This is a genomic window from Mesorhizobium oxytropidicola, assembly GCF_056174625.1.
This window is the reverse complement of sequence record NZ_CM149692.1, coordinates 1,533,231-1,553,854: the sequence shown is the minus strand read 5'-3', so window position 1 is coordinate 1,553,854 and position 20,624 is coordinate 1,533,231. Positions and strand designations below refer to the sequence as shown.

Annotated in this window: 20 protein-coding genes and 1 pseudogene; 15 read left to right on the top strand and 6 right to left on the bottom strand. The window is 64.6% G+C overall.

Translation table 11 applies throughout. The features are described 5' to 3' along the window. The first annotated feature begins 17 nt into the window (after positions 1-17). The 7 genes from AC0V8S_RS07755 (at position 18) to AC0V8S_RS07725 (ending at position 7,130) form a co-directional block, all read left to right on the top strand. The gene (locus tag AC0V8S_RS07755) at positions 18-1,070 is read left to right on the top strand and encodes a sugar ABC transporter substrate-binding protein (protein ID WP_183463839.1); all 1,053 of its coding nucleotides are present in this window, start codon (positions 18-20) and stop codon (positions 1,068-1,070) included. Positions 1,071-1,166: 96 nt separating this feature from the next. After that, positions 1,167-2,690, top strand: a complete 1,524-nt coding sequence (locus AC0V8S_RS07750; RefSeq protein WP_475437341.1) for a sugar ABC transporter ATP-binding protein — start codon at positions 1,167-1,169, stop codon at positions 2,688-2,690. Positions 2,691-2,711: 21 nt separating this feature from the next. Next, positions 2,712-3,689 carry an ABC transporter permease gene (locus tag AC0V8S_RS07745; RefSeq protein ID WP_475437340.1) on the top strand — a complete coding sequence of 326 codons (978 nt, stop codon included), beginning with the start codon at positions 2,712-2,714 and terminating at the stop codon, positions 3,687-3,689. Continuing rightward, a complete protein-coding gene (locus AC0V8S_RS07740) occupies positions 3,686-4,561 on the top strand; it encodes a MurR/RpiR family transcriptional regulator (protein ID WP_475437339.1) in 876 nt (291 codons plus the stop codon). Before AC0V8S_RS07745 ends, AC0V8S_RS07740 begins: the two co-directional genes overlap by 4 nt. Next, complete coding sequence (locus AC0V8S_RS07735) at positions 4,558-5,457, top strand: PfkB family carbohydrate kinase (RefSeq protein ID WP_475437338.1); 900 nt, start codon at positions 4,558-4,560, stop codon at positions 5,455-5,457. Before AC0V8S_RS07740 ends, AC0V8S_RS07735 begins: the two co-directional genes overlap by 4 nt. Before the next feature lie 102 nt (positions 5,458-5,559). Continuing rightward, positions 5,560-6,057 carry a 5-(carboxyamino)imidazole ribonucleotide mutase gene (purE, locus tag AC0V8S_RS07730; protein ID WP_096451108.1) on the top strand — a complete coding sequence of 166 codons (498 nt, stop codon included), beginning with the start codon at positions 5,560-5,562 and terminating at the stop codon, positions 6,055-6,057. Further along, positions 6,054-7,130: a 5-(carboxyamino)imidazole ribonucleotide synthase gene (locus AC0V8S_RS07725; protein WP_475437337.1), complete on the top strand. Its 1,077-nt coding sequence runs from the start codon at positions 6,054-6,056 to the stop codon at positions 7,128-7,130. Before purE ends, AC0V8S_RS07725 begins: the two co-directional genes overlap by 4 nt. 12 nt (positions 7,131-7,142) lie before the next feature. Here AC0V8S_RS07725 and AC0V8S_RS07720 read toward each other — a convergent pair whose 3' ends face one another. After that, entirely contained in the window at positions 7,143-7,559 is a 417-nt protein-coding gene (locus AC0V8S_RS07720) for a lysozyme inhibitor LprI family protein (protein ID WP_475437336.1), read from the bottom strand. 231 nt (positions 7,560-7,790) lie between these two features. Between AC0V8S_RS07720 and ykgO the strand changes: the two genes are divergently transcribed. From ykgO to AC0V8S_RS07700, 4 genes and pseudogenes are all read left to right on the top strand, one after another. Beyond that, on the top strand, positions 7,791-7,916 hold the full coding sequence (gene ykgO / locus AC0V8S_RS07715) for a type B 50S ribosomal protein L36 (protein WP_006327841.1): 126 nt from the start codon (positions 7,791-7,793) through the stop codon (positions 7,914-7,916). A 109-nt stretch (positions 7,917-8,025) separates the two neighbouring features. After that, positions 8,026-8,633: pseudogene (locus tag AC0V8S_RS07710) on the top strand (tetratricopeptide repeat protein). 215 nt (positions 8,634-8,848) lie between these two features. Further along, positions 8,849-9,916, top strand: a complete 1,068-nt coding sequence (locus AC0V8S_RS07705; protein WP_475437335.1) for an alpha/beta fold hydrolase — start codon at positions 8,849-8,851, stop codon at positions 9,914-9,916. Between the two features lies 1 nt (position 9,917). Further along, positions 9,918-10,382, top strand: coding sequence for a hypothetical protein (locus AC0V8S_RS07700; RefSeq protein WP_475437334.1), 465 nt, complete (start codon positions 9,918-9,920; stop codon positions 10,380-10,382). Between the two features lie 62 nt (positions 10,383-10,444). Here AC0V8S_RS07700 and pyk read toward each other — a convergent pair whose 3' ends face one another. Both pyk and AC0V8S_RS07690 read right to left on the bottom strand, forming a co-directional pair. After that, a complete protein-coding gene (pyk, locus tag AC0V8S_RS07695; protein WP_095201200.1) occupies positions 10,445-11,881 on the bottom strand; it encodes a pyruvate kinase in 1,437 nt (478 codons plus the stop codon). Beyond that, positions 11,878-12,324, bottom strand: coding sequence for a DUF1036 domain-containing protein (locus AC0V8S_RS07690; RefSeq protein ID WP_244661977.1), 447 nt, complete (start codon positions 12,322-12,324; stop codon positions 11,878-11,880). The genes pyk and AC0V8S_RS07690 overlap by 4 nt, the downstream gene beginning before the upstream one ends. Before the next feature lie 288 nt (positions 12,325-12,612). On the opposite strand from AC0V8S_RS07690, the gene AC0V8S_RS07685 reads away from it, so the two are divergent. The 3 genes from AC0V8S_RS07685 (at position 12,613) to AC0V8S_RS07675 (ending at position 15,182) form a co-directional block, all read left to right on the top strand. Then, on the top strand, positions 12,613-13,410 hold the full coding sequence (locus tag AC0V8S_RS07685) for an N-formylglutamate amidohydrolase (RefSeq protein WP_475437333.1): 798 nt from the start codon (positions 12,613-12,615) through the stop codon (positions 13,408-13,410). A 157-nt stretch (positions 13,411-13,567) separates the two neighbouring features. After that, positions 13,568-13,876: a DUF1244 domain-containing protein gene (locus tag AC0V8S_RS07680; RefSeq protein WP_475437332.1), complete on the top strand. Its 309-nt coding sequence runs from the start codon at positions 13,568-13,570 to the stop codon at positions 13,874-13,876. 130 nt (positions 13,877-14,006) lie between these two features. After that, positions 14,007-15,182, top strand: a complete 1,176-nt coding sequence (locus AC0V8S_RS07675; protein WP_475437331.1) for an MFS transporter — start codon at positions 14,007-14,009, stop codon at positions 15,180-15,182. On the opposite strand, the gene AC0V8S_RS07670 is transcribed toward AC0V8S_RS07675, so the two are convergent. Next, entirely contained in the window at positions 15,146-16,054 is a 909-nt protein-coding gene (locus AC0V8S_RS07670) for a LysR family transcriptional regulator (RefSeq protein ID WP_475437330.1), read from the bottom strand. The two genes, AC0V8S_RS07675 and AC0V8S_RS07670, sit on opposite strands and share 37 nt — an antisense overlap. A gap of 113 nt (positions 16,055-16,167) precedes the next feature. On the opposite strand from AC0V8S_RS07670, the gene AC0V8S_RS07665 reads away from it, so the two are divergent. Next, the gene (locus tag AC0V8S_RS07665; RefSeq protein ID WP_475437329.1) at positions 16,168-17,124 is read left to right on the top strand and encodes an SDR family oxidoreductase; all 957 of its coding nucleotides are present in this window, start codon (positions 16,168-16,170) and stop codon (positions 17,122-17,124) included. A 43-nt stretch (positions 17,125-17,167) separates the two neighbouring features. On the opposite strand, the gene AC0V8S_RS07660 is transcribed toward AC0V8S_RS07665, so the two are convergent. Then, entirely contained in the window at positions 17,168-17,326 is a 159-nt protein-coding gene (locus AC0V8S_RS07660; protein WP_258588889.1) for a DUF3309 domain-containing protein, read from the bottom strand. Positions 17,327-17,438: 112 nt separating this feature from the next. Then, positions 17,439-20,615 (bottom strand): efflux RND transporter permease subunit, encoded by a 3,177-nt coding sequence (locus AC0V8S_RS07655; protein ID WP_475437328.1) that lies wholly within the window; start codon positions 20,613-20,615, stop codon positions 17,439-17,441. Positions 20,616-20,624 lie beyond the last annotated feature (9 nt).

Below are 20,624 nucleotides of genomic sequence, written 5' to 3'. Positions count from 1 at the left end.
AACCAGGGAGGAAGACCATGAAGTTTCTGCTTGCCGCCGCCACCGCCACGCTGATGGCGCTCGCCATCGCGCCGGCCTATAGCGCCGATCTTGCGCCGCTCAACTCCGACACCGAGAAGGATCGCATCGACTGGTCGCAGCTCGAAGCCAAGTTCGGCGCTTTCCCCAAGCTGCCCGCAGGCACCAAGGCGGGCGCCGTATCCAAGACGCTGACCAATGAATATTGGCGTTCGCTGGGCGAAGGCTACAAGGCCTTCGGCGACAAGGTCAGCGTGCCCGTCGTCTACCAGGCGGCACAGAACGAGGGCGACCAGCTCGGCCAGCTCACCATCGCCGAGGGCCTGGTGACGCAGGGCTACAACGTCCTGCTCGTCTCGCCGCAGACCGATTCGAACCTGCAGCCGATCATGGAACAGGCCAAGGCCGCCAACGTGCCGGTCGTCAACGTCAACGACGCCGTCATCCCGCAGGCCGAGCACTATGTCGGCAATGTCCAGCGCGACAATGGCGTGCGCGTCGCCAAATGGTTCATCAAGAACCGGCCGAATGGCGGCAAGGTCGCCATCGTCGAGGGCCAGGCCGGCGTCTATGCCGCCGTCCAGCGCACCGACGGCTTCAAGTCCACCATCTCCGAGGGTGGCAAATTCCAGGTCGTCGCCAGCGTGCCCGGCAACTGGGACCGCCAGACGTCCTATGACGCGGCCACCAACATCCTGCAGCAGCACCCCGACCTGATCGGCTTCTACGCCAACAATGACGGCATGGCGCTGGGCATCGTCGAGGCGGTCAAGGCTGCCGGCCTGCAGGACAAGGTCGCCGTGTTCGGCACCGATGGCATTTCCGACGCCTACGCCTCCATCCGCGCCGGCGAACTGACCGGCACGGTCGACTCGTTCCCGGTGCTGACCGGCGAGGTGGCGCTCGAAGCGGCGCTGCGACTGGTGGCCGGGCAGAAGCTGCCGCGCGTCGTCGCCACGCCACAGGCGCTGATCACCAAGGACAATGCCGACCGCTATTCCGGCCCCGATGCACGAAAGGCGCTGCTCAAGGACGCGGCCGCCGGCCAGTAGGGCATCGACCCTATCCCTAGGACAGAGGCGGGGCGGCAGGTGCTGGCCAGGACATTTCGCTCCCGGCTGGCACCCTTGCCCGCGGAACAGGGTCCCATGTCACCCCGGTTGCAATTCGAGGGCATTTCAAAGGACTTTCCGGGCGTGCGGGCACTGAGCGACGTGTCCTTCTCCGTCGGCGCCGGCCAAATCCATGGCCTGCTCGGCGAGAACGGCGCCGGCAAGTCGACGTTGCTGCGCATCCTGTCGGGCGTCTACCGGCCGAGCGCCGGACGCGTGCTGATCGACGGCGTGCCGGTGACGCTCAACAACCCGGTCGCGGCGCGCGCCGCCGGTGTCGCCATGATCCACCAGGAACTGCAGCAGGTGCCGCGCCTCAGCGTCGCCCAGAACATGTTCCTCGGCCATCCGCTGACGCGCGGCGGCCTCTTCGTCGCCAGACGCGAGCAGGAGCGCCAAGCCGCATCGGCCCTTGCCGCGCTCGACGCCACGATCGATCCGGCGGCTCCACTCGGCAGCCTGAAGGTGGCGCAGCGGCAGATCGTCGAGATCGCCCGCGCGCTGCTCGACCGTGCCCGGATCGTCGCCATGGACGAGCCGACATCCAGCCTGACCCCGAGCGAGTTCGAGCGGCTGGCCGAAGTCATTGCGGGGCTGTCGCGTGACGGTGTCGCGGTGGTCTATGTCTCGCACAAGCTGGACGAGGTGTTCGGCATCTGCCGCCGCGCCACCATCATGCGCGACGGCGCCGTCATCGATTCCGTCGATGTGGCGGAGGTCTCGGAACAGGCCGTGGTTTCGATGATGGTCGGCCGCGAGCTTGCTCAGGAAGAACACCGCTCCCACGCCACCAGGGATGTCAGGCTCGGCGTGCGCGGGCTGTCGTCGGCGAAGGTTCGCGATATCTCCTTCGACCTTTATCGCGGCGAGGTGCTGGGCATTGCCGGCCTGGTCGGCTCGGGCCGCACCGAGCTGCTGCGACTGCTCGCCGGCGCCGACCGTGCCTCGTCAGGCACCGTCGAGATCGACGGCAAGGCGATCCGGCTATCCAGCCCGCGCGATGCGATTGCCGCCGGCATCGGCCTGGTGCCGGAGGAACGCAAGCGCGAAGGCATCGTGCCGCTGCGTCCGATCACCTCCAACATGGCGCTCGCCTCGATGGGCGTCTTCGCCAGGCACGGCGTCATCGACCACGCCAGGCTGAGGCGCGTGGCTGCCGAGAAGATGAAGCGGGTCAATCTCAGGCCCTTCCTGCTCGACCGTCCCATCCGCCTGTTCAGTGGCGGCAACCAGCAGAAGGCGATCATCGGCCGCTGGCTGGCGGCGGGAACGCGGATCCTGCTGTTCGACGAGCCGACGCGCGGCATCGATGTCGGCGCCAAGGCTGAAATCTACCATCTGATCGAAGAACTCGCCGCCGAAGGCCATTGCGTCATCGTCGTCTCTTCCGAACTTCCCGAGGTGATCCGGCTCGCCGACCGCGTGCTGGTTATGCGCGAGGGCGCGATCGCCGCCGAACTCGACCGGGCAAGCCTCAGCGAACAGGCGATTGCAGCGCACGCCATACCCCAGTCGCAAGGCGCGGCCGGCCGGCAAGGCACGCAAGGAACAGGCGCTTGAAAAAGAAGAACAGGATTGCCCATGTCTGACCTCTCGCAAGCCGCGCCGGCACGGCCGGGCGCCGCCATCCTGCAGCGTTTTTCCATGCGCGACGCCGGCACGCTGATCGGCCTCCTGGTGATCCTCGCCGTCTTCGGCGCGCTGGTGCCCGGCTTCTTTGCCGAGCGCAACCTGATCAACATCCTGCAGCAGTCGAGCATCAATGCCTGCCTGGCGCTGGGCATGACGCTGGTCATCATCTCCGGCGGCATCGACCTGTCGGTCGGGCCGACCGCAGCGCTCTCGGCGGTTATCTCAGCCTCGATGCTGGTTGCCGGCGTGCCGTTTCCACTGGCCATCGCCGTCGGCTTCGCCATCGGCCTTCTGTGTGGCCTGGTGAATGGTGTGCTGGTCGCCTATGTCGGGTTGCAACCCTTCATCGTGACATTGGGAACGCTGAGCACCTACAGGGCACTGGCGCTGATCTATACCGGCGGCAATCCGGTGCTCGGCCTGCCGGCAAGCTTCCGCGCCATCTTCAACGGCTCGCTGTTCAGCCTGCCGCTGGCGGTGATCATCGTCGCCTGCGTCGCCGTTATCGCCTGGATCGTTCTGAAGAAGACACCCTTCGGCGAGTATCTGCTGGCCGTCGGCGGCAATGAAGAGGCGGCCTATATAGCCGGCGTGCCGATTGCCCGCACCAAGATCGCCGCCTACATGATCTCCGGCCTGCTGGCCGCCCTTGCCGCGCAGATCCTGATCGGCCGGCTGGGTGCGGCCGAACCCATCCTCGGCAATCTCTGGGAGCTCGACGCGATCGCGGCGGCGGCCATCGGCGGCGCGTCGCTGATGGGCGGCAAGGGCAGCATCGTCGGCACCATCCTCGGCGCCGTCATCCTCGGTGCCATGCGCAACGGTTTGACGCTGATGAACGTGCAGTCCTTCTATCAGCTCTTGGCAACTGGTCTTATAATCCTCGCCGCGATGCTTATCGATCGTGTGACGAGGGGGCGTGGATGACCTTGAGCGGGCTGGACCTGAAAGCGGTAGGACCGCGCATCCGCATGATGATGCCGCACCTCACCCCACTGGAAGCCAAGGTGGTGGAAACCGTCTTCGGACGGCGCGGCTTCGACGAGACGATCCCGTTGAAGCAGATCGCCGAAGAGTCCGGCGTGTCCGAGGCGATGGTGGTCAAGATCGCCAAGAAGCTCGGCTTCTCCGGCTATCGCGACTTCCGCTCGGCCGTCTATGAATACAGCCGCTTGCCTACCGCCGAGATGCATCAGGAACTGTCGTCCGACGACAGTTCGGCCGAGATCGTGCAGAAGGTGTTCCGCACCTCGATCCAGGCGCTGGAGGAGACGCTCGCCATCCTCGATATCGAGGATTTCGACCGCGCCGCCGAGCTGCTCTTCCGGGCGAAGAACCGTGATTTTTACGGCGTAGGTGGTTCGGCGCAGATCGCCCGCGACGTCTCGCACAAATTCCTGCGCATCGGCATCCGCGCATCGGTCTACGACGATTCGCACATGATGCTGATGTCGGCCTCGCTGCTCGGCGCGGATGACATCGCCGTCGGCTTCTCGCATTCGGGCAATACGTCGGCCGTCATCGATGCCATCCAGCTCGCTCGCAAGAATGGCGCGCGCACGCTGGCCATCACCAATTACGACAACTCGCCGCTGGCCCAGATCGCCGACATCGTGCTGTGCTCGACCGCGCAGGGCTCGCCGTTGATGGGCGAGAACGCAGCGGCGCGCATTGCCCAGCTCAACATCCTCGACGCACTGTTCGTGGCGGTGGCGCAGCGCGACTACCAGGCGGCGGAGCGCAATCTTGGCCGCACCATGTCGGCGGTCACCTCGAAACGAAAAGACCGGGGCTCATGACGCCGTCGACAACCCCGCTGGTCACTGTCTTCGGCAGCCTGCATTACGACATCATGGTCGACGCCCCCGACCGCCCGCGCAAGGGCGAGACGGTGACCGGCCATGCCTGGCACCCGAAATGCGGCGGCAAGGGTGGCAACCAGGCGGTTTCAGCGGCGCGGGCCGGCGCGAGATCCGCGATGATCGGCGCCGTCGGTGACGACGATTTCGGCCGTGCGCTGCTGGCCAATCTCGATCGCGGCGGCGTCGACCGCCGCTTCGTGCGGGTGGCCGCCGGCGCCGGCTCCGGCATGAGCGTGGCGATCTTCGATGAAGGCGGCGACTATGGCGCGGTGATCGTCTCGGGCAGCAATCTGACTCTCGGCGAAAAGGATGTCGCGGCTGCTTCCGAAATGATCGCTCAAACGGCGGTGCTCCTGTTGCAGAACGAAGTGCCCGAAGCAGCCAGATCTGTCGCCGCGCGTGCGGCGAAGGCACAAGGCGGCCGCGTCGTCCTCAACGCCGCCCCGGCGCGCAAGCTTTCCGACGAGTTGATCGCGCTGGTCGACATCCTCGTCGTCAACGCCATCGAGGCAGAATTTTTGGCCGGCGTGTCGGTAGTGGAGACGCTCGACGGCGCCGTGCAAGCGGTGCGGCTTCTGGTCGATCTCTGCCCCGTGGCGATCGTCACGGCAGGCGGTGAGGGTGTCGCCTGCTGCGAGCGGACCGGCGAGGCCTTCGCGCTGCCGGCCATCCCGGTCAGGCTTGTCAGCACCCATGGCGCGGGCGATGAATTCGTGGGGGCGCTGGCCGCGGCACTTGCCCGTGGGGAGGGCATGCTAGCGGCCGTCACCGCCGCCAACGCCGCTTCGGCCCTGCTGGTCTCGACGCCCGAGGCCGAGCGCCAAAGCCTCTAGCGGGCCGGCTTCCGCCTTCCCGGACGGCAAGCAGGCCTGCCTGTCCTTGCGGCCTCGCGCGAATTCCGCTAAGGCGCGCCTTTGTCGCCGGGGAGCAGAAGCTTGAACGACCAACGCGCCGACGTCGCCATCATCATGGGCAGCCAGTCCGACTGGGCAACGATGCGCCAGGCGGCCGAAACGCTGGAGGCGCTGGGCGTTCCGCACAAACGGCTGATCATCTCCGCGCATCGTACACCTGACCGGCTCTATGAGTTCGCCAAGGGCGCCAAGGCCGCCGGCTACAAGGTGATCATCGCCGGCGCTGGCGGCGCTGCCCACCTGCCCGGCATGACGGCGGCGATGACGCCGCTGCCAGTGTTCGGCGTGCCGGTGGAATCGAAGGCGCTGTCGGGACAGGATTCGCTGCTCTCGATCGTCCAGATGCCGGCCGGCATTCCGGTCGGGACACTGGCCATCGGCAAGGCCGGTGCGGCCAATGCCGCCTTGCTGGCCGCCGCCGTGCTGGCGCTCTATGACGACAAGCTTGCCCAGCGCCTCGATGCCTGGCGCGCCTCGCAGACCGCCAAGGTCGCCACTGAGCCGACGGATACGCCGTGAGCCTGCCCACCGGATCGACCATCGGCATTATTGGCGGCGGCCAGCTTGGCCGCATGCTGGCAATGGCCGCCGCCCGCCTCGGCTATCGCACCATCGTCCTGGAGCCGCACCCGGATTGCCCGGCCGCCCAGGTCGCCAACCGCCAGATAACAGCCGCCTATGACGACCCGGCCGCCCTTGCCGAACTGGCGGCGGCAAGTGCCGTCGTCACCTACGAGTTCGAGAACGTGCCGGTCGTGGCGGCAGAAGCGCTTGCCGCCACGGTTGCGGTCTACCCGCCGGCGCGCGCGCTTGACGTGGCGCAGGACCGGGTGAGCGAAAAGACATTCCTCAACGGCATCGGCATCGCCACCGCCGAGTTTCGTCCTGTCGACACTGACGAGGAACTGACGTCGGCGCTGAAAGCATTCAGCGGCAGCGGCATATTGAAGACGCGGCGCATGGGCTATGACGGTAAGGGCCAGCGCGTCTTCCGCAACATGGAAACGGGCGGTTTTGCCGGCACCTGCGAGGCGATGGGCAATGTCCCGCTGATCCTGGAAAGCTTCGTGCCGTTCGAGCGCGAGATTTCGGTGATTGCGGCGCGGGGGCTGGATGGCGCGGTCGCCGCCTACGATCCGGCCGAGAATGTCCACCGCAACGGCATTCTCCACACCTCGACCTTGCCGGCCGCCATCAAGCCTGAAACGGCGAACGCGGCGCGAGCAGCGGCATCAAGAATCCTGTCGGCGCTCGACTATGTCGGCGTCATCGGTGTCGAGTTCTTCGTGCTTTCCGACGGCTCGCTGCTTGCCAACGAGATCGCGCCGCGCGTCCACAATTCCGGCCATTGGACCGAGGCCGCCTGCATCGTTTCGCAGTTCGAGCAGCACATCCGCGCCGTTGCCGGCCTGCCGCTGGGCAGCCCTGGCCGCCATTCCGATTGCGTGATGGAGAACCTGATCGGCGACGACGTGCTGCGCGTGCCGGCCCTGCTCTCCGAGCCCGACCTGATGCTGCATCTCTATGGCAAGGCGGAGGCCCGGCCCGGCCGCAAGATGGGCCATTTCACCCGCATCAGCCGCCGTACTTAACCCCGAACGCGCCTATTGCACCTCGTCGCTCTCGTCGGAGCTGGCGCAACTCGCATCGCCTTCCTCGCAATTGGCCGAGGCGGCAAGCTGCTTGATGCGCTCATTGGTCAGCCTGGTCAGACATGCTGAAACCTCCATCGCGTGGATGGAGCCGCCGGCGCTGGCGGCGGTGGTGTGTGCGCATTCGGCGTCGCGGAAGGCGATCCAGGCGCGTTGTGCCGCCTGCAGCAATCTCTTGGCATCGGCATCGTCGGAGCTGATCAGGTTCTGATAGGCCGCATTGAGCTTGGCGTCGGCGGCCTGGTAGTCCTCGCCGGCACAGATGTTCATCATCTGCTGGCTGTCGTCGGAGCGGTCGCATTCCTGAGCGCGGGCAGCAGCGGTCGCCGCCAGGACGACCAGGCAGGCGGACAGGAATATTCGGCGCATGATCGTCCCCAAATCACTTGAAACACGGCTCATCATCCCAGCCCGCCGGGAACCGTGCAATGCCGCGCCGCGGACTTGGCGGATATTTGATGATATGGGGGTGTCGAGCACGCTTGCGGTTGACACGGACAAGGCTCCTCGTTTATGAGCCACCCACCGTTGAAAAGGCGCGTCTTCTGGCGCGCCTTAAAATTTCGACCCGGGACCGGGTCCACACCGACAGGCAAGACCATGAAGATCAAGAATTCGCTCAAGGCGCTGAAGGCGCGTCACCGCGACAACCAGCTGGTTCGCCGCAAGGGCCGCGTTTACATCATCAACAAGACCGCCCCCCGCTACAAGGCGCGCCAGGGCTGAGCTTTCGGCCGGAGGCTTTTCGCCTCCGCCCCTTGATGTGTGTCGGCCTGCCGACCTTCTCACGCTAAAATCACTTTGCTGTTCCGCCGCCCGGGACTAGGATCGGGCGATGCGGATTCTTTTTGCATTTTTGATAACTCTCCCTGTTTCCGGCGCCATAAGCGTGCCGGTCTGGCCGCGGACGATCAGCCCGCAGCGCCGGCTGCCCCGGAGGCGCCCGCCGCGCCGATGACCAAACAGGCCCGACTCGACAAGCTGTTCTCCGACCTCAAGCGCGAGCGCAACGAAAAGGCCGCCGAACGCATCGCCGGCAACATCTGGAGCGAGTGGTTCCAGTCCGGCAGCGCCTCGATCGATCTGATGATGCTGTGGTCGCAAAAAGCGATGGACAACCAGAAATTCGACGTCGCGCTCGATTTCCTCGACCAGGTGGTGACCCTGCAGCCGACCTATGCCGAAGGCTGGAACCGCCGCGCCACGGTGCATTTCATGATGAAGAACTACGGCAAGTCGATGGCCGACATCGACCGCACGCTGCAACTCGAGCCGCGCCATTTCGGCGCGCTTTCGGGTCTGGCGCAGATCATGGCGCTGACCGGCCACAAGCAGTCGGCGCTCGAAGCCTGGCAGAAGGTGCTGGCCATCTATCCGATGATGCGCAGCGCCCAGGACCAGGTCGCGACACTTTCCGAAGAGCTTGCCGGCGAAGGCATTTGATACCCTGAAGGGAGTAAGGGAATAGGGCAGTAAGGCAGTAGGGGTACCGCGGAACACTCACCCTACTGCCCTACTGCCCTACTGCCCTACTGCCCTACTGCCCTACTGCCCTACTGCCCTACTGCCCTACTGCCCTACTGCCCTACTGCCCTACTGCCCTACTGCCCTACTGCCCTACTCCAGAACTAATCCCATCCCACCCCGTATCTCCCCGCATGAACCTGATCTCCGCCGCCGTCGCCTTTCTCCTCGCACTCGTCTTTGTCCTGGTCGGCGTCACCCGCGTCGGCTCGTGGCTGATCGAGCGCCGCAATCCGCCCATTGGTGGATTCGCCGACATCGGCGGCGCCCGTATCCACTATGTCCACATTCCGGCTCCCGCCAATGCGGAGCTGCCACCGATCGTCTTCATCCACGGCGCCAGCGCCAATCTCAGGGATCAGATGCTGCCGCTGACGCCGTTGCTCGAAGGCCGCGCCGAAATGCTGTTCTTCGACCGGCCGGGCTTTGGCTGGTCGGGGCGTGGGCCTGGCAACAATGAGGATCCGTCGGCGCAGGCCAACACCCTCGCTGCCCTGATGGACCGCCTCGGCATCAAGAAGGCGATCATCGTTGGCCATTCCTTCGGCGGCGTGGTGACGACGGCTTTCGGCCGCGAGCATGCCGACAAGACGCTCGGTCTCGTCTTCCTGGCGCCGGCAACCCATCCCTGGCCGGGCGGCGCGACATCCTGGTACTACGATCTGACCACCGTTCCGGTGATCGGCCGGCTGTTTTCCGAAACGCTGACCTATCCTGCTGGCACGTTACAGATGGCCGATGCCACGACCTGCGTGTTCTCGCCCAACAAGGTGCCGGATAATTATCTCGGCACGGCCGCGATCCCCCTGGTGTTACGGCCTGCAGCCTTTCGCGCCAACGCCACCGACGTTGCCGGGCTCTACAGCTACGCGCTTGGCGCCGCACCGCACTACAAAGAGATCACCGCGCCGACCGTGGTCATCTCCGGCGACCGCGACAAGGTCGTCTACGCACATATCCATTCTGTCGGCCTGGTGCGCGATATTCGAGGCGCGGAGCTCGTCTGGGTGCACAATCTCGGCCACAAGCCGGACTGGATCGCCCCCGACCTCGTTGCTGGCGCCATCGCGAAGGTCGCCGGCAAGGATGTCGATCTGGAGGCGATGGCCAGAACGGTGGAAGCGCGGATTGCTGGCGATGCCTATGGTGTGGGCAAGTGCGCCGACATCAAGGAACCGCAGGCCGAGCTCGCGCCGACCTGACATGTATGTCCTCAAGCATGGCATAAAGAAAGACCCGGAGAGACGATGGGCGCTGCCGGATCGCATCTTCTTCGGTTACGGCGCATGCCACATTCTTGCAGGTGTTTTCCTCAAGCATCGCCCTCTTGAGGGATTTCATGCAGAATGGATCATTCCGGCCGAGAGCTTTGCGGGAAACCATATCTATGTGACGAACGGCGTCATCGCTTTCGACTACCACGGTTACTCCGGCCGCGAGCGCCTCCTGGATCATCATCGAAGGGGCTGGACCTCCCACAGTGCCGGTTGGCACTGCACGATCGAGAAGGTCGATTTCGACTTGCTCGACACGGCCGAATTAAATCAGCGAAAGATGCTGGGGCCGGATCAGTATCTGTATGACGCCGTTCTTCGTGCGCGCCGGTTTCTTCAGCGCATAGACCACGCTGAAGCTGCGGCAAGAGCGCTCAGGATCGCGACGGCTTGAAGCCATTCGGGCCGCACCCCTGAAAAGCGCTCGGCCGATGTTTCCGTGAAGGATGAACCGCTCTAACGGTTGCCCTGCGCGTCCGACCCGACATAGGCGATGCGCAGCATGTTGGTCGAGCCGGGCGTCCTCAGCGGCACACCGGCCGTGATGATGACGCGATCGCCCGGCTTGCCGAATTCTTCCTCAAGGGCAATACGGCAGGCGCGGTTGACCATGTCGTCGAGATCGGTGGCATCGGGCGAGACGACGCAATGCGTGCCCCACAAGAGCGACAGCCGCCGCGCGGTGTTGAGGATCGGCGACAGCGCGATGATCGGCACCTGCGGCCGTTCGCGCGCGGCGCGCAGCCCGGTGGTGCCGGACGCCGTGTAGGTGATGATCGCCGACAGCTTCAGCGTCTCGGCGATTTCGCGGGCGGCCAGTGAAATGGCGTCCGCGCCCGTCGCTTCCGGCTCGGAGCGCTGGGCGTTGATGATGCCGGCATAGGTCGGGTCGGTTTCGACCTTGGTGGCGATCCGGTCCATCATCGCCACGGCTTCGACCGGATAGGCGCCCGCCGCCGATTCCGCCGACAGCATGATCGCATCGGCGCCCTCGAAAACGGCGATCGAGACATCGGACACTTCGGCGCGGGTCGGCACCGGCGCGGTGATCATCGATTCCAGCATCTGCGTGGCGACCACCACCGGCTTGCCTGCACGGCGCGCGGCGCGCGTGATCTGCTTCTGGATGCCGGGCACCGCTTCGAGCGGCATCTCGACGCCGAGATCGCCGCGGGCGACCATCAGCGCATCGGACAGTTCGATGATCTCGGCCAGTCGGGCAACGGCCTGTGGCTTTTCGATCTTGGCCATGATCAGCGCCCGGCCGCGCGCGATCTTGCGCGCTTCGGCCAGATCTTCGGGGCGTTGCACGAAGGACAGCGCGACCCAGTCGACGCCCGTGGCGAGCACCGCGTCGAGGTCCTTGCGGTCCTTCTCGGTCAGCGCACCGACGGGCAGGTCGGTATCGGGCAGGCTGACGCCCTTCTTGTCGGAAATCGTGGTGCCGGCGACGACCGTGCAGACGATCGACTTGCCGTCGCTCTTCACGGCCTTCAGCTCGAGCTTGCCGTCATCGATCAAAAGACGGTGACCAGCCTCGACCGAGCTCAGGATTTCGGGGTGCGGCAGATAGACCCTGGTCGATGTGCCGGGCTCGGGATTGTCGTCGAGCGTGAAGGTCTGGCCTGGCGTCAGCACTTCCTTGCCGTTGGCGAACTTGCCGACGCGCAGCTTGGGGCCTTGCAGGTCGGCGAGAATGCCGATCGGCCGGCCGACCTTTTCCTCGACGGCGCGGATGCGGCCGACCAGCGTGCGCATCAACTCATGGTCGGTATGGCTCATATTGATGCGGAACACATCGGCGCCCGCTTCGAACAATTTCTTCAGCATCTCCTCGGAGGAGGAGGCCGGACCGATTGTGGCTAGGATCTTGACCTTGCGGCTGCGTCTCATTGACTGTTGGTTCCCGGGGTGGCTGGTGCGCCTCCCGTTGCGGGCTCATCGGTCAGCTGGACCATCCAGCTCGCCTGTTCGCCCGTGTCATATTCCTGAAATCCGGCGCGCTGGAAGCCCCGGGCGACGCAGTCGTTTACGCCGGCGATCTTGAACTCTTTTTCAGCCACGCACATGTTGATCGGGCCGTCCCAGCGTCCACCGCGCTCAGCGTCTTCTGCATAAAGATAATAAAACCTTGATGACAGCGGCCCTTCAATCAACGTCTTGCAGCTCGATCCTTCAATGTGCCACCAGCCTTCGGTGATCCAGCCGGCCTTGGCGCGATAGCCGATACCGACGCCGACCAGGTTCTGCGTGGCGTTGCAGACGCGGAAATCGGCCCGCGCCGGCGAGGCCATGACCGTCGCCGACAGGCCAACGGTCAGGATCAGGAACGGCATGGCAAAGGCAGAGCGCATGCGCTGCCTGCCGGCGGAACCCATCCCAATACCCCTCAAGAACCACATCAGCATCTCTCTGCGCCCCTTTTCGGAAAAGTCCGGGCGCATGTCAACGCGCCGTTTTGACCAATTCCAATCGATTTAGGAAGGCTCCCGGCGCACGATCCGCCGCCCCTCGCCAGATTTCCCGGGAAACCTTGGCCAAACAACGGCATTGCGCACACGTCGTCTTCGTGGAATGACGATAGCACCCTCCCCGGAAGCCAGCGAACAGACCATTTCCCGCCAATGACCCGATCCACAGTTTTCGCGCCTTTCGACATTGTCGAGGGCGACCGCAAGCGGGGCATCGTGCTTCTGGCCGATCATGCCCGCCGCGACCTGCCCGAGGACTATGGCAGCCTCGGCCTGCCCGCGGCGGAATTCGAGCGCCACATCGCCTACGATATCGGCGTTGAAGCGGTGACGCGTGAACTCGCCGCCTTGCTCGACGTGCCGGCGGTCATCGCCAATTTCTCGCGGCTCTTGATCGATCCCAATCGCGGCGAGGACGATCCGACGCTCATCCGCCAGCTCTATGACGGCACCGTCGTGCCGGGAAACTATCCCATCGCGCCGGAAGAGCGCGAAAGGCGGCTCGACCGCTTCTACCGTCCCTACCACGACGCCGTCGGCGCCATGATCGCCTCGGTCGCGCAGGCTTCCGCCAAGGCGCCCTTCATCTTCTCGGTGCATTCCTTCACGCCGGCCATGCAGGGCAAACAGCGCCCGTGGCATGTCGGCATCCTCTGGGATCGGGACGACCGGGTGGCGCGGCCGCTGATCGATATGCTCGCCGCCGACAAAACCCTCGTCGTCGGCGATAACGAGCCCTATGACGGCGCACTGCGCGGCGACACCATGTTCAGGCATGCCATCGTCAACGGCTATGCCCACGCGCTGATCGAGATCCGCCAAGACCTGATAGCGGACCAGAAGGGCGCGATCGCCTGGGCCGAGCGTCTGGCGCCGATCGTTGACGCCATCGACCGCCGTCCCGATATACATGTCGTGAAGATGTTCGGCTCGCGCACCGGGCCGCTCTAGAGACTGTTTCGAAATTCGCTCTGGCGAGTCATATGATGGTGGTTTCGAGAACCGGAGCGCAGCGGACATTGGTCCGTGAGCACCGGAAGCGCAGAAAACGCCATCAGATGGCCGCCAGAGTAGAATTTCCAAATAGTCTCTGGGCAAGGAGGTTTCGATGACTGAACTCAGCGACGAGCAGAAGCGCGATTTCGAGGCGGCCGCCTTTCGCCGGCTGGTCGAGCATCTCAGGGAACGAAACGACGTGCAGAATATCGACCTGATGAACCTCGCTGGCTTCTGCCGCAACTGCCTGTCGAACTGGTATCGCGAAGCGGCCAATGCCGACGGCGTCGATCTCTCCAAGGACCAGTCGCGCGAGATCGTCTACGGCATGCCTTATGCCGAGTGGCAGGCGCTCAACCAGACGGAAGCGTCGGATGCCAAGAAGGCCGAGTTCGAGGCGAGGTGGCCGAAGGATCATTAGGTCCTCCGTCGACACGCCCCCGATCGCTTGCCTCCGTTTGGTCCAAGCACTTCCTCGAGCGCGGTTCTTGACTACAAATTGAATCGATCTAATTTGCCGCGCAAAGCCATTTTCGGACCGGATTCGCCTTATGAACGCGTCAAGCGCCATGCAGACTGCCATTCGCGGGCGATGGGCCGTGGCGGCCATTTTCCTCGCCAATGGCTTCCTGACCGGCAGCTGGGCGCCGCAGATCCCGGTGTTCCTGACCCGGCTCGACATCTCGAAATTCACGCTCGGCCTGCTGATCCTCTTGTTCGGCGCCGGCGCGGTCACGGCCATGACCTGGTGCGGCCACCTGATTTCGAAACATGGCTCGCGCACGGTGCTGCGCTGGTTCGGCCTCTGCGGCAGCCTCGGCCTGCTTGTCGTGGCGCTGGCGCCCAACGTGCCGCTGGCGGCCATCGCCATGTTCATCTTCGGCGGCTCGATCGGCGGTATGGATGTCGCCATGAACGCCAATGCCGTGGTGGTCGAGCGAAAATTGTCCCGCGCCATCATGTCGTCCTCGCACGGCTTCTGGAGCCTTGGCGGTTTCGCCGGCGGCGCGCTCGGCGGCTTTGCCATCCAGCACTACGGTCACCTCGCCCATGCCGCGGTGGTGACCGTGCTCGCCTTCGCGGTCATCGCGCTGGCGGTCGGCTATCTCGTCGCAGAGGACAGGCCGCAGGCGGTCGAGCATCATAAGTTCACGCTGCCGGCGAACCCGCTGGTCTACCTCGTCGGCTTGATGGCGCTGCTGACGATGATCTCCGAGGGCGCGGTGCTCGATTGGGCAGCCCTATATCTGCGGCAGGAACTTGGCGCCGACCTTGCCGTTGCCGGCCTTGCCTATGCCGCCTTCTCCGGCGTCATGGCCATCATGCGCTTCTTCGGCGATGGCGTGCGCAACCGCTTCGGCGCGGTGACAACGCTGCGTGGCTCAGCCATTGTCGCCGCCGCAGGCATGCTGGTCGCCGGCCTGTCACCTTCGCCATGGATCGCCATCGCGGCCTTTGCGCTGTGCGGCTTCGGCATCGCCAACATGGTGCCGATCATCTTTTCGGCCGGCGGCAACCAGGAAGGCATGTCGTCCGGCACCGGCATGAGCGTCGTCACCACCATGGGCTATTCCGGCATTCTGGTGGCGCCGTCGGCGATCGGTTTCGTCGCCCAGCATTCCAGCTTCGGGCCGATCTTCATCGCCATGTCGGTGCTGCTGATCGTCGTCTTGCTGATGGCAGGCCTCGCTCACCGCGCCGAATTCGCCCCCGTACCCGCCGAATAGCGCTTCAGCTCCTCGTGGAGAAAATCCGCCACGCGGCGGAGGCGCACGCTGCTGCGCACGTCGCGATGCATGGCTAGCCACACTGGCAGGCTTGGCAGCGGCAGGCCGGGCAGCACCTTCTCTACCAGCGGATCGCGGTCGGCCAACGGCTCCTGGCCAAGGCCAATGCCGTTTCCCGTCCGCACCGCCTCCCACAAGACGATCTGGTTGTCGGCCCTGAAGCGGAAACTGCTTCGGGTGACCGGGAGGCCGAATTGCGTAAAGCCCCGGATCATCTCGTCGCTGCGATCGAAGCCGATCAGCGGGTGATCGGCGAGGTCGGCCGGCCCGAGCGGGCGGCCGCGCCGATCAAGATAGGAAATTGCCGCGCAGGCGCAGAGCGGGATGTCGCAGACCTTGCGCGCCACCAGTTCGTTCTGCGCCGGCTTGACCATGCGGATGGCGATGTCGGCGTCCCGCCGCAACAGGTTCTCGACCTGGTTCGAGGCAACGATCTCGACCTCGATGCCGGGTTCCTCGAGGCCGAGCCGCGCCATCATATCGGGCAACACATAGGCAGCCACCACTTCGCTGGCGGCGATGCGCACCGTGCCTTCGATGGCCTCGACCGAGCCCAGCGCCAGCCGTGAAAAAGCACTCGCCTGCTCGCTGACCGCCTTGCCGCGTTCGAACAGCGTGGCACCGGCTTCCGTCAGCGCATAGCCGCTCCGCCCACGCCGGAACAGGGTGACACCGAGCGCCTGTTCCAACTCCGAGATGTGACGGCCAAGCGTCGGCTGGCTGGCCGACAGCTTGCGCGCGGCGGCCGACAGGCTGCCGGTTTCCGCGACCGTGACGAAGCTCTTGATCAGGTTCCAGTCGACATCATCCATTCATTTTTGAATATCAAAACTCCAGGCATAGTCAATTTCTATTCGTAAGTGATGTGGTCATATTCGGACCTGCAAACAACGACACAACAGCCAGCACCAAGCAGGAGGACTCAATGACCAAGATCGCAATTCTCGGCGCCAATGGCCGGCTCGGCCGTGTGGTCGGCCAGGCCTTTATCGATGCCGGCTTCGATGTCCGCGCCGTCACCCGTACGGGTAAGGTGCCGGCCGAACTCAAGGGCGCCACCGCGGTTGCCGGCGATGCGCTGGACCGTCAATCGCTGATCCGCGCCACGGAAGGTGTCGATATCATCTTCAACGGCCTCAACCCAATCTATACCGACTGGGGCAAGTGCCTGCCGATGGCTGAGAATGTCATGGCCGCCTGCCATGCCAACAACACGCTGCATCTCTTTCCCGGCACCGTCTACAATTACGGCTCGCCGATGCCGGCGGTGATCACCGAAGACACGCCGTTCCACCCGACGACGGAAAAGGGCCGCATCCGCTGCGCCATGGAGGAGCTGTTCCGCCGCGAGGCCGATGCTGGCCGCGTCCGCACCATTCTGCTGCGCGCCGGGGACTTCTTCGGCGGCACCGGCAGCGGCTCCTGGTTCGACCTGGTCGTCGCCGCCAAGATGAGCAAGGGCGTCTACACCGCACCCGGTCCGGCCGATCTCGTGCATGAATGGGCCTATCTGCCGGACTTCGCCGTGGGCTTCGTTGCACTCGCCAAGAATCTCGACAAGCTTGGCTCCTATGAGGCGCTGAATTTTCCCGGCCATGCGGTCACCGACCTGCAGATCAAGGCCGCCGCCGAAAAGGCGCTCGGCCGGCCACTGAAGATGACCTCGATGCCCTGGTGGGTGCTGCGCGCCGGCAGCCCGTTCGTGGCGATGTGGCGCGAAATCGTGTCGATGTCCTATCTACGCTTCGAGCCGCACCAGCTGGCCTCGACGCGGCTGGAGGAAATCATCGGCGAAATCCGGCATACGCCGCTCGATCGTGCGGTCGCCCAAGCCCTGGAGGACATCGGCATCGCCATTGCGAAGGGTAAGAAAGCCGCCTGAGTCAAGCCGGCGGGCCATGCCCGCCACGCACCGAGAAGGCGGCTCAGAGCCGCCCCATCAAAAGCAACACCACGATCCCAACCAGCACCACGCCGACAATGCCCGAAGGTCCATATCCCCAGGAGCGCGAATGCGGCCAGGCCGGCACCGCGCCGATGAGGACAAGGATCAGGACGACGATGACGAGAGTGCTGATCGGCATGAGACATTCCCCGCGTTTTGCCGAGACAATGCTTCGCATTGCTCGTGCAGGGACAATGCAATAGGCCGCCCGGTTGTTCCGGACGGCCTTTGCCGTTCAGATCGGGGTCTGTCTATTCGGCCGCCTTCGGGAAGGCGATCGCCGGTTCCGCACCTGCATCCACCGCCGGTGCGTCCGACGAGATCTCGCCCTTGCCACGCCGGAACAGCCGGCTGAACAAGCCGCGCCGCGCACCGGGTTTGACCTTGGCGCGGGTGAACACCATCAGCATCGACGGTGTCACCACCAGCGTCAGCACCGTGGCGAAGGACAGGCCGAAGACGATGGCCGAAGACAGCGAAATCCACCATTGCGTCGACGGCGCGTTGATCGTCGTCTCGTGATGGAAGATTTCCAGCCCGAGACCGAAGGCGATCGGCAGCACGCCGAGGATGGCCGACACCGCCGTCAGCACCACCGGTCGCGCACGCTCGCGGCAGGTCTGCAGCACGGCGTCCATCTTGTCCCAGCCTTCTTCACGCAACCGGTCATAGGTGTCGATCAGCACAATGTTGTTGTTCACCACCACGCCGGCCAGCGCGATCACGCCGATGCCGGACATGACGATGCCGAACGTCTCGCCTGTTATCAGCAGCCCGAGGAACACGCCGATCGTCGCCATGACCACGCAGGACAGCACCAGCCAGACGCTGGTGAACTTGTTAAACTGCGCCAAAAGCACCAGGAAGATCAGGAAGATCGCGGCACCGAAGGCCTTGCTGAGGAAGGCGCTGGCTTCCGCGCTGTCCTCGTTCGAGCCGGCCAGCTTCCAGCGGATGCCGCTGCCGAGATTCATGTCGGTGACGGCCTGGGTGACCTCCTGCTGCACGGCGGCGACCTGCGCGCCGGAGGTAACGTTGGCCTGCACCACCACGGTGCGGGCGCCGTCGATGCGGTTGAGGATGCCGACGCTCGGTTTCGCCTTACGGACGACGAAGTTCGAGATTGGCACCGATCCTTGCGAGGTCTGCACCCTAAGCTCGTCGAGCGTCGACAGCGTCCGCCGGTCCTCCGGCAGACGCAGCCGGATGTCGACCGCCTTGTCGGCGCCGGCAGGCCGGTATTCGCTCAGCTTCAGACCGTTGGTGACGAGCTGCACCACCGTTCCGACCGAGGTCGGGCTGATGCCGTATTGGGCAGCCTTGGCGCGATCGACCTCGAGTGCCCAGTCGACGCCGGGCGGCGGCAAGCCGTCGGAAATGTCGATGACACCAGGCACCTTGGCGATGCGTGCCGCCACGGCTCGCGCCTTCTCGTCCAATCCCTTGGGGTCGATGGCCGAAAGCCTGATCTGGATCGGCTTGCCGGTCGGCGGGCCGGCTTCCGGCACGCGCACCTCGACGTCGACGCCGGGAATGCCGGCCATGACGCCGCGCAGATCGTTCAGGATATCGTTCGCCGATTTGCGCTCGCGCCAGTCGATGAATTCGTACTGGATGACGCCGACGACGTCTTCGGGCACATCCTGGCCGCCGCCGTCGGACTTGCCGACGCGGGTATAGACCGACTTCAGGCCCGGCCAGCCAAGCAGCCGGTTTTCGGCAATCTTGGTCGCCGTGTCCATCTCGGCCAGCGAAAGGTTGCCGCGGGCATGCACATAGAGCAGGCCGTAGTCGGGTTCGACGCTCGGGAAGAACTCGACGCCGGCGCCATACTTCGAATAGCCAACGAAGATGCCGGCCAGCAACATGACGGTGAGCACCATCACGGTGATGGGGAAGCGCACCGCTTGCTTGACAACAGCCATGTACCAACCGTCGCGATTGCCATTCTCGTGATGCTCCGGCGCCTTGGCGAAGATCGCGCCAAGCGTCGGCGCAAAGACCAGCGCATAGAGCATCGAGGCCGACAGGGTGACGATCAGCGTGATCGGCATGTACTTCATGAAATCGCCGATGATCCCGGGCCAGAACAGCAGCGGCGAGAAGGCGGCAATACGCGTCATCGTCGCCGCGATGACCGGGCCGGCCATGCGCTTGGCGGCAAGCGCGAAGGCTTCCTGCTTCGGCATGCCTTCGCTCATCCGCCGCTCGGCGAATTCGGTGACGATGATGGCGTCGTCAACCAGCATGCCGACCGCCAGGATGAGGCTGAACAGCACGATCATGTTGATCGTGTAGCCCATCATCGCCAGCAACAGAATGCCGATCAGGAAGGACGACGGAATAGCGAGGCCAATGAGCAACGAGGCCCGACCCGACAGCGCATAGAGGATGACGATGAACACCAGGATGACGGCGATCATCACATGGTTCTGCAGGTCCCCCAGCAACTGGTTGACGAAGACCGACTTGTCCTGCGTGTAGGTGACGTGCATGCCCTCGGGCATCGTCTTGACGAAGGTATCGGACACCTCCCTGACCTTCGTCAGCGTGTCGATCAGATTGGCACCGATGCGCTTCTTGACTTCGATGGCGATGGCCGGCTTGCCGTTCAGGCGCGTGATCGTCGTGGCGTCGGCGAAGGTCGAGCGGATCGTCGCGATGTCCTTGGCCTGCACCACGGCGTTGGGGCCGGCAACCACCGGCAGCGCCGCCACATCCTCCGGAGTCTCGATCAGCGACGGTACCTTGACGGCGTATTTACCCTCCGATCCCTCGATGTTGCCGGCGGCGACCAGGCTGTTGGAAGCACCAACGGCGCCGATCAGCTGGTCGAGCTGCAAACCGTAGGACGATAGCTTCATCGGATCGATGACAACTTCGACGAGATCGTCGCGGGAGCCCTGCAGCGAGCCTTCGAGAACGCCGGGTACCTCCTCGATGCGGTCACGCAGTTCGCGCGCGGCGGCGGCCAGCACGCGTTCGGGCAATTCGCCCGACAGTGTGACGACGAGCACCGGGAATTCGGAAATGTTGACCTCGGTGACGACAGGCTCCTCGGCCGCCTGCGGCAGGTCGGCCTTGCCATCCTGCACCTTGGAACGCGTATCCTGCAGCGCCGTCGCCAGATTGGTCTGTGGCTGGAACTCGACCAGCACGTAACCGCCGCCCTGGAAGGCCGCCGAACGCATTTCCTTGAGGCCCTTCAGGCTCTTCAGCTTGCTTTCCATCGGTCGCAGCAGAAGGCGCTCGGAATCCTCCGGCGAAATGCCCTGATAGATCAGGCTGACATACATCATCGGAATCGGAACGTCGGGTTCCGCTTCCTTCGGCGTCGACTGATAGGCGACCCAGCCTGCAATCAGCAGGAAGACCAGGACCGAGATGGTCAGGCGGGCATTGTTGATTGCGAGTCTGACGATATCCATGACGTATGC

What these genes read in the sequence shown, in the direction of transcription:
- AC0V8S_RS07755 (WP_183463839.1), top strand. Translation starts at nt 18, where the DNA reads ATGAAGTTTCTGCTTGCCGCCGCCACCGCCACGCTGATGGCGCTCGCC.
- AC0V8S_RS07750 (WP_475437341.1), top strand. Translation starts at nt 1,167, where the DNA reads ATGTCACCCCGGTTGCAATTCGAGGGCATTTCAAAGGACTTTCCGGGC.
- AC0V8S_RS07745 (WP_475437340.1), top strand. Translation starts at nt 2,712, where the DNA reads ATGTCTGACCTCTCGCAAGCCGCGCCGGCACGGCCGGGCGCCGCCATC.
- AC0V8S_RS07740 (WP_475437339.1), top strand. Translation starts at nt 3,686, where the DNA reads ATGACCTTGAGCGGGCTGGACCTGAAAGCGGTAGGACCGCGCATCCGC.
- AC0V8S_RS07735 (WP_475437338.1), top strand. Translation starts at nt 4,558, where the DNA reads ATGACGCCGTCGACAACCCCGCTGGTCACTGTCTTCGGCAGCCTGCAT.
- AC0V8S_RS07720 (WP_475437336.1), bottom strand. Translation starts at nt 7,559, where the DNA reads ATGCGCCGAATATTCCTGTCCGCCTGCCTGGTCGTCCTGGCGGCGACC.
- ykgO (WP_006327841.1), top strand. Translation starts at nt 7,791, where the DNA reads ATGAAGATCAAGAATTCGCTCAAGGCGCTGAAGGCGCGTCACCGCGAC.
- AC0V8S_RS07705 (WP_475437335.1), top strand. Translation starts at nt 8,849, where the DNA reads ATGAACCTGATCTCCGCCGCCGTCGCCTTTCTCCTCGCACTCGTCTTT.
- AC0V8S_RS07700 (WP_475437334.1), top strand. Translation starts at nt 9,918, where the DNA reads ATGTATGTCCTCAAGCATGGCATAAAGAAAGACCCGGAGAGACGATGG.
- pyk (WP_095201200.1), bottom strand. Translation starts at nt 11,881, where the DNA reads ATGAGACGCAGCCGCAAGGTCAAGATCCTAGCCACAATCGGTCCGGCC.
- AC0V8S_RS07690 (WP_244661977.1), bottom strand. Translation starts at nt 12,324, where the DNA reads ATGCCGTTCCTGATCCTGACCGTTGGCCTGTCGGCGACGGTCATGGCC.
- AC0V8S_RS07685 (WP_475437333.1), top strand. Translation starts at nt 12,613, where the DNA reads ATGACCCGATCCACAGTTTTCGCGCCTTTCGACATTGTCGAGGGCGAC.
- AC0V8S_RS07680 (WP_475437332.1), top strand. Translation starts at nt 13,568, where the DNA reads ATGACTGAACTCAGCGACGAGCAGAAGCGCGATTTCGAGGCGGCCGCC.
- AC0V8S_RS07675 (WP_475437331.1), top strand. Translation starts at nt 14,007, where the DNA reads ATGAACGCGTCAAGCGCCATGCAGACTGCCATTCGCGGGCGATGGGCC.
- AC0V8S_RS07670 (WP_475437330.1), bottom strand. Translation starts at nt 16,054, where the DNA reads ATGGATGATGTCGACTGGAACCTGATCAAGAGCTTCGTCACGGTCGCG.
- AC0V8S_RS07665 (WP_475437329.1), top strand. Translation starts at nt 16,168, where the DNA reads ATGACCAAGATCGCAATTCTCGGCGCCAATGGCCGGCTCGGCCGTGTG.
- AC0V8S_RS07660 (WP_258588889.1), bottom strand. Translation starts at nt 17,326, where the DNA reads ATGCCGATCAGCACTCTCGTCATCGTCGTCCTGATCCTTGTCCTCATC.
- AC0V8S_RS07655 (WP_475437328.1), bottom strand. Translation starts at nt 20,615, where the DNA reads ATGGATATCGTCAGACTCGCAATCAACAATGCCCGCCTGACCATCTCG.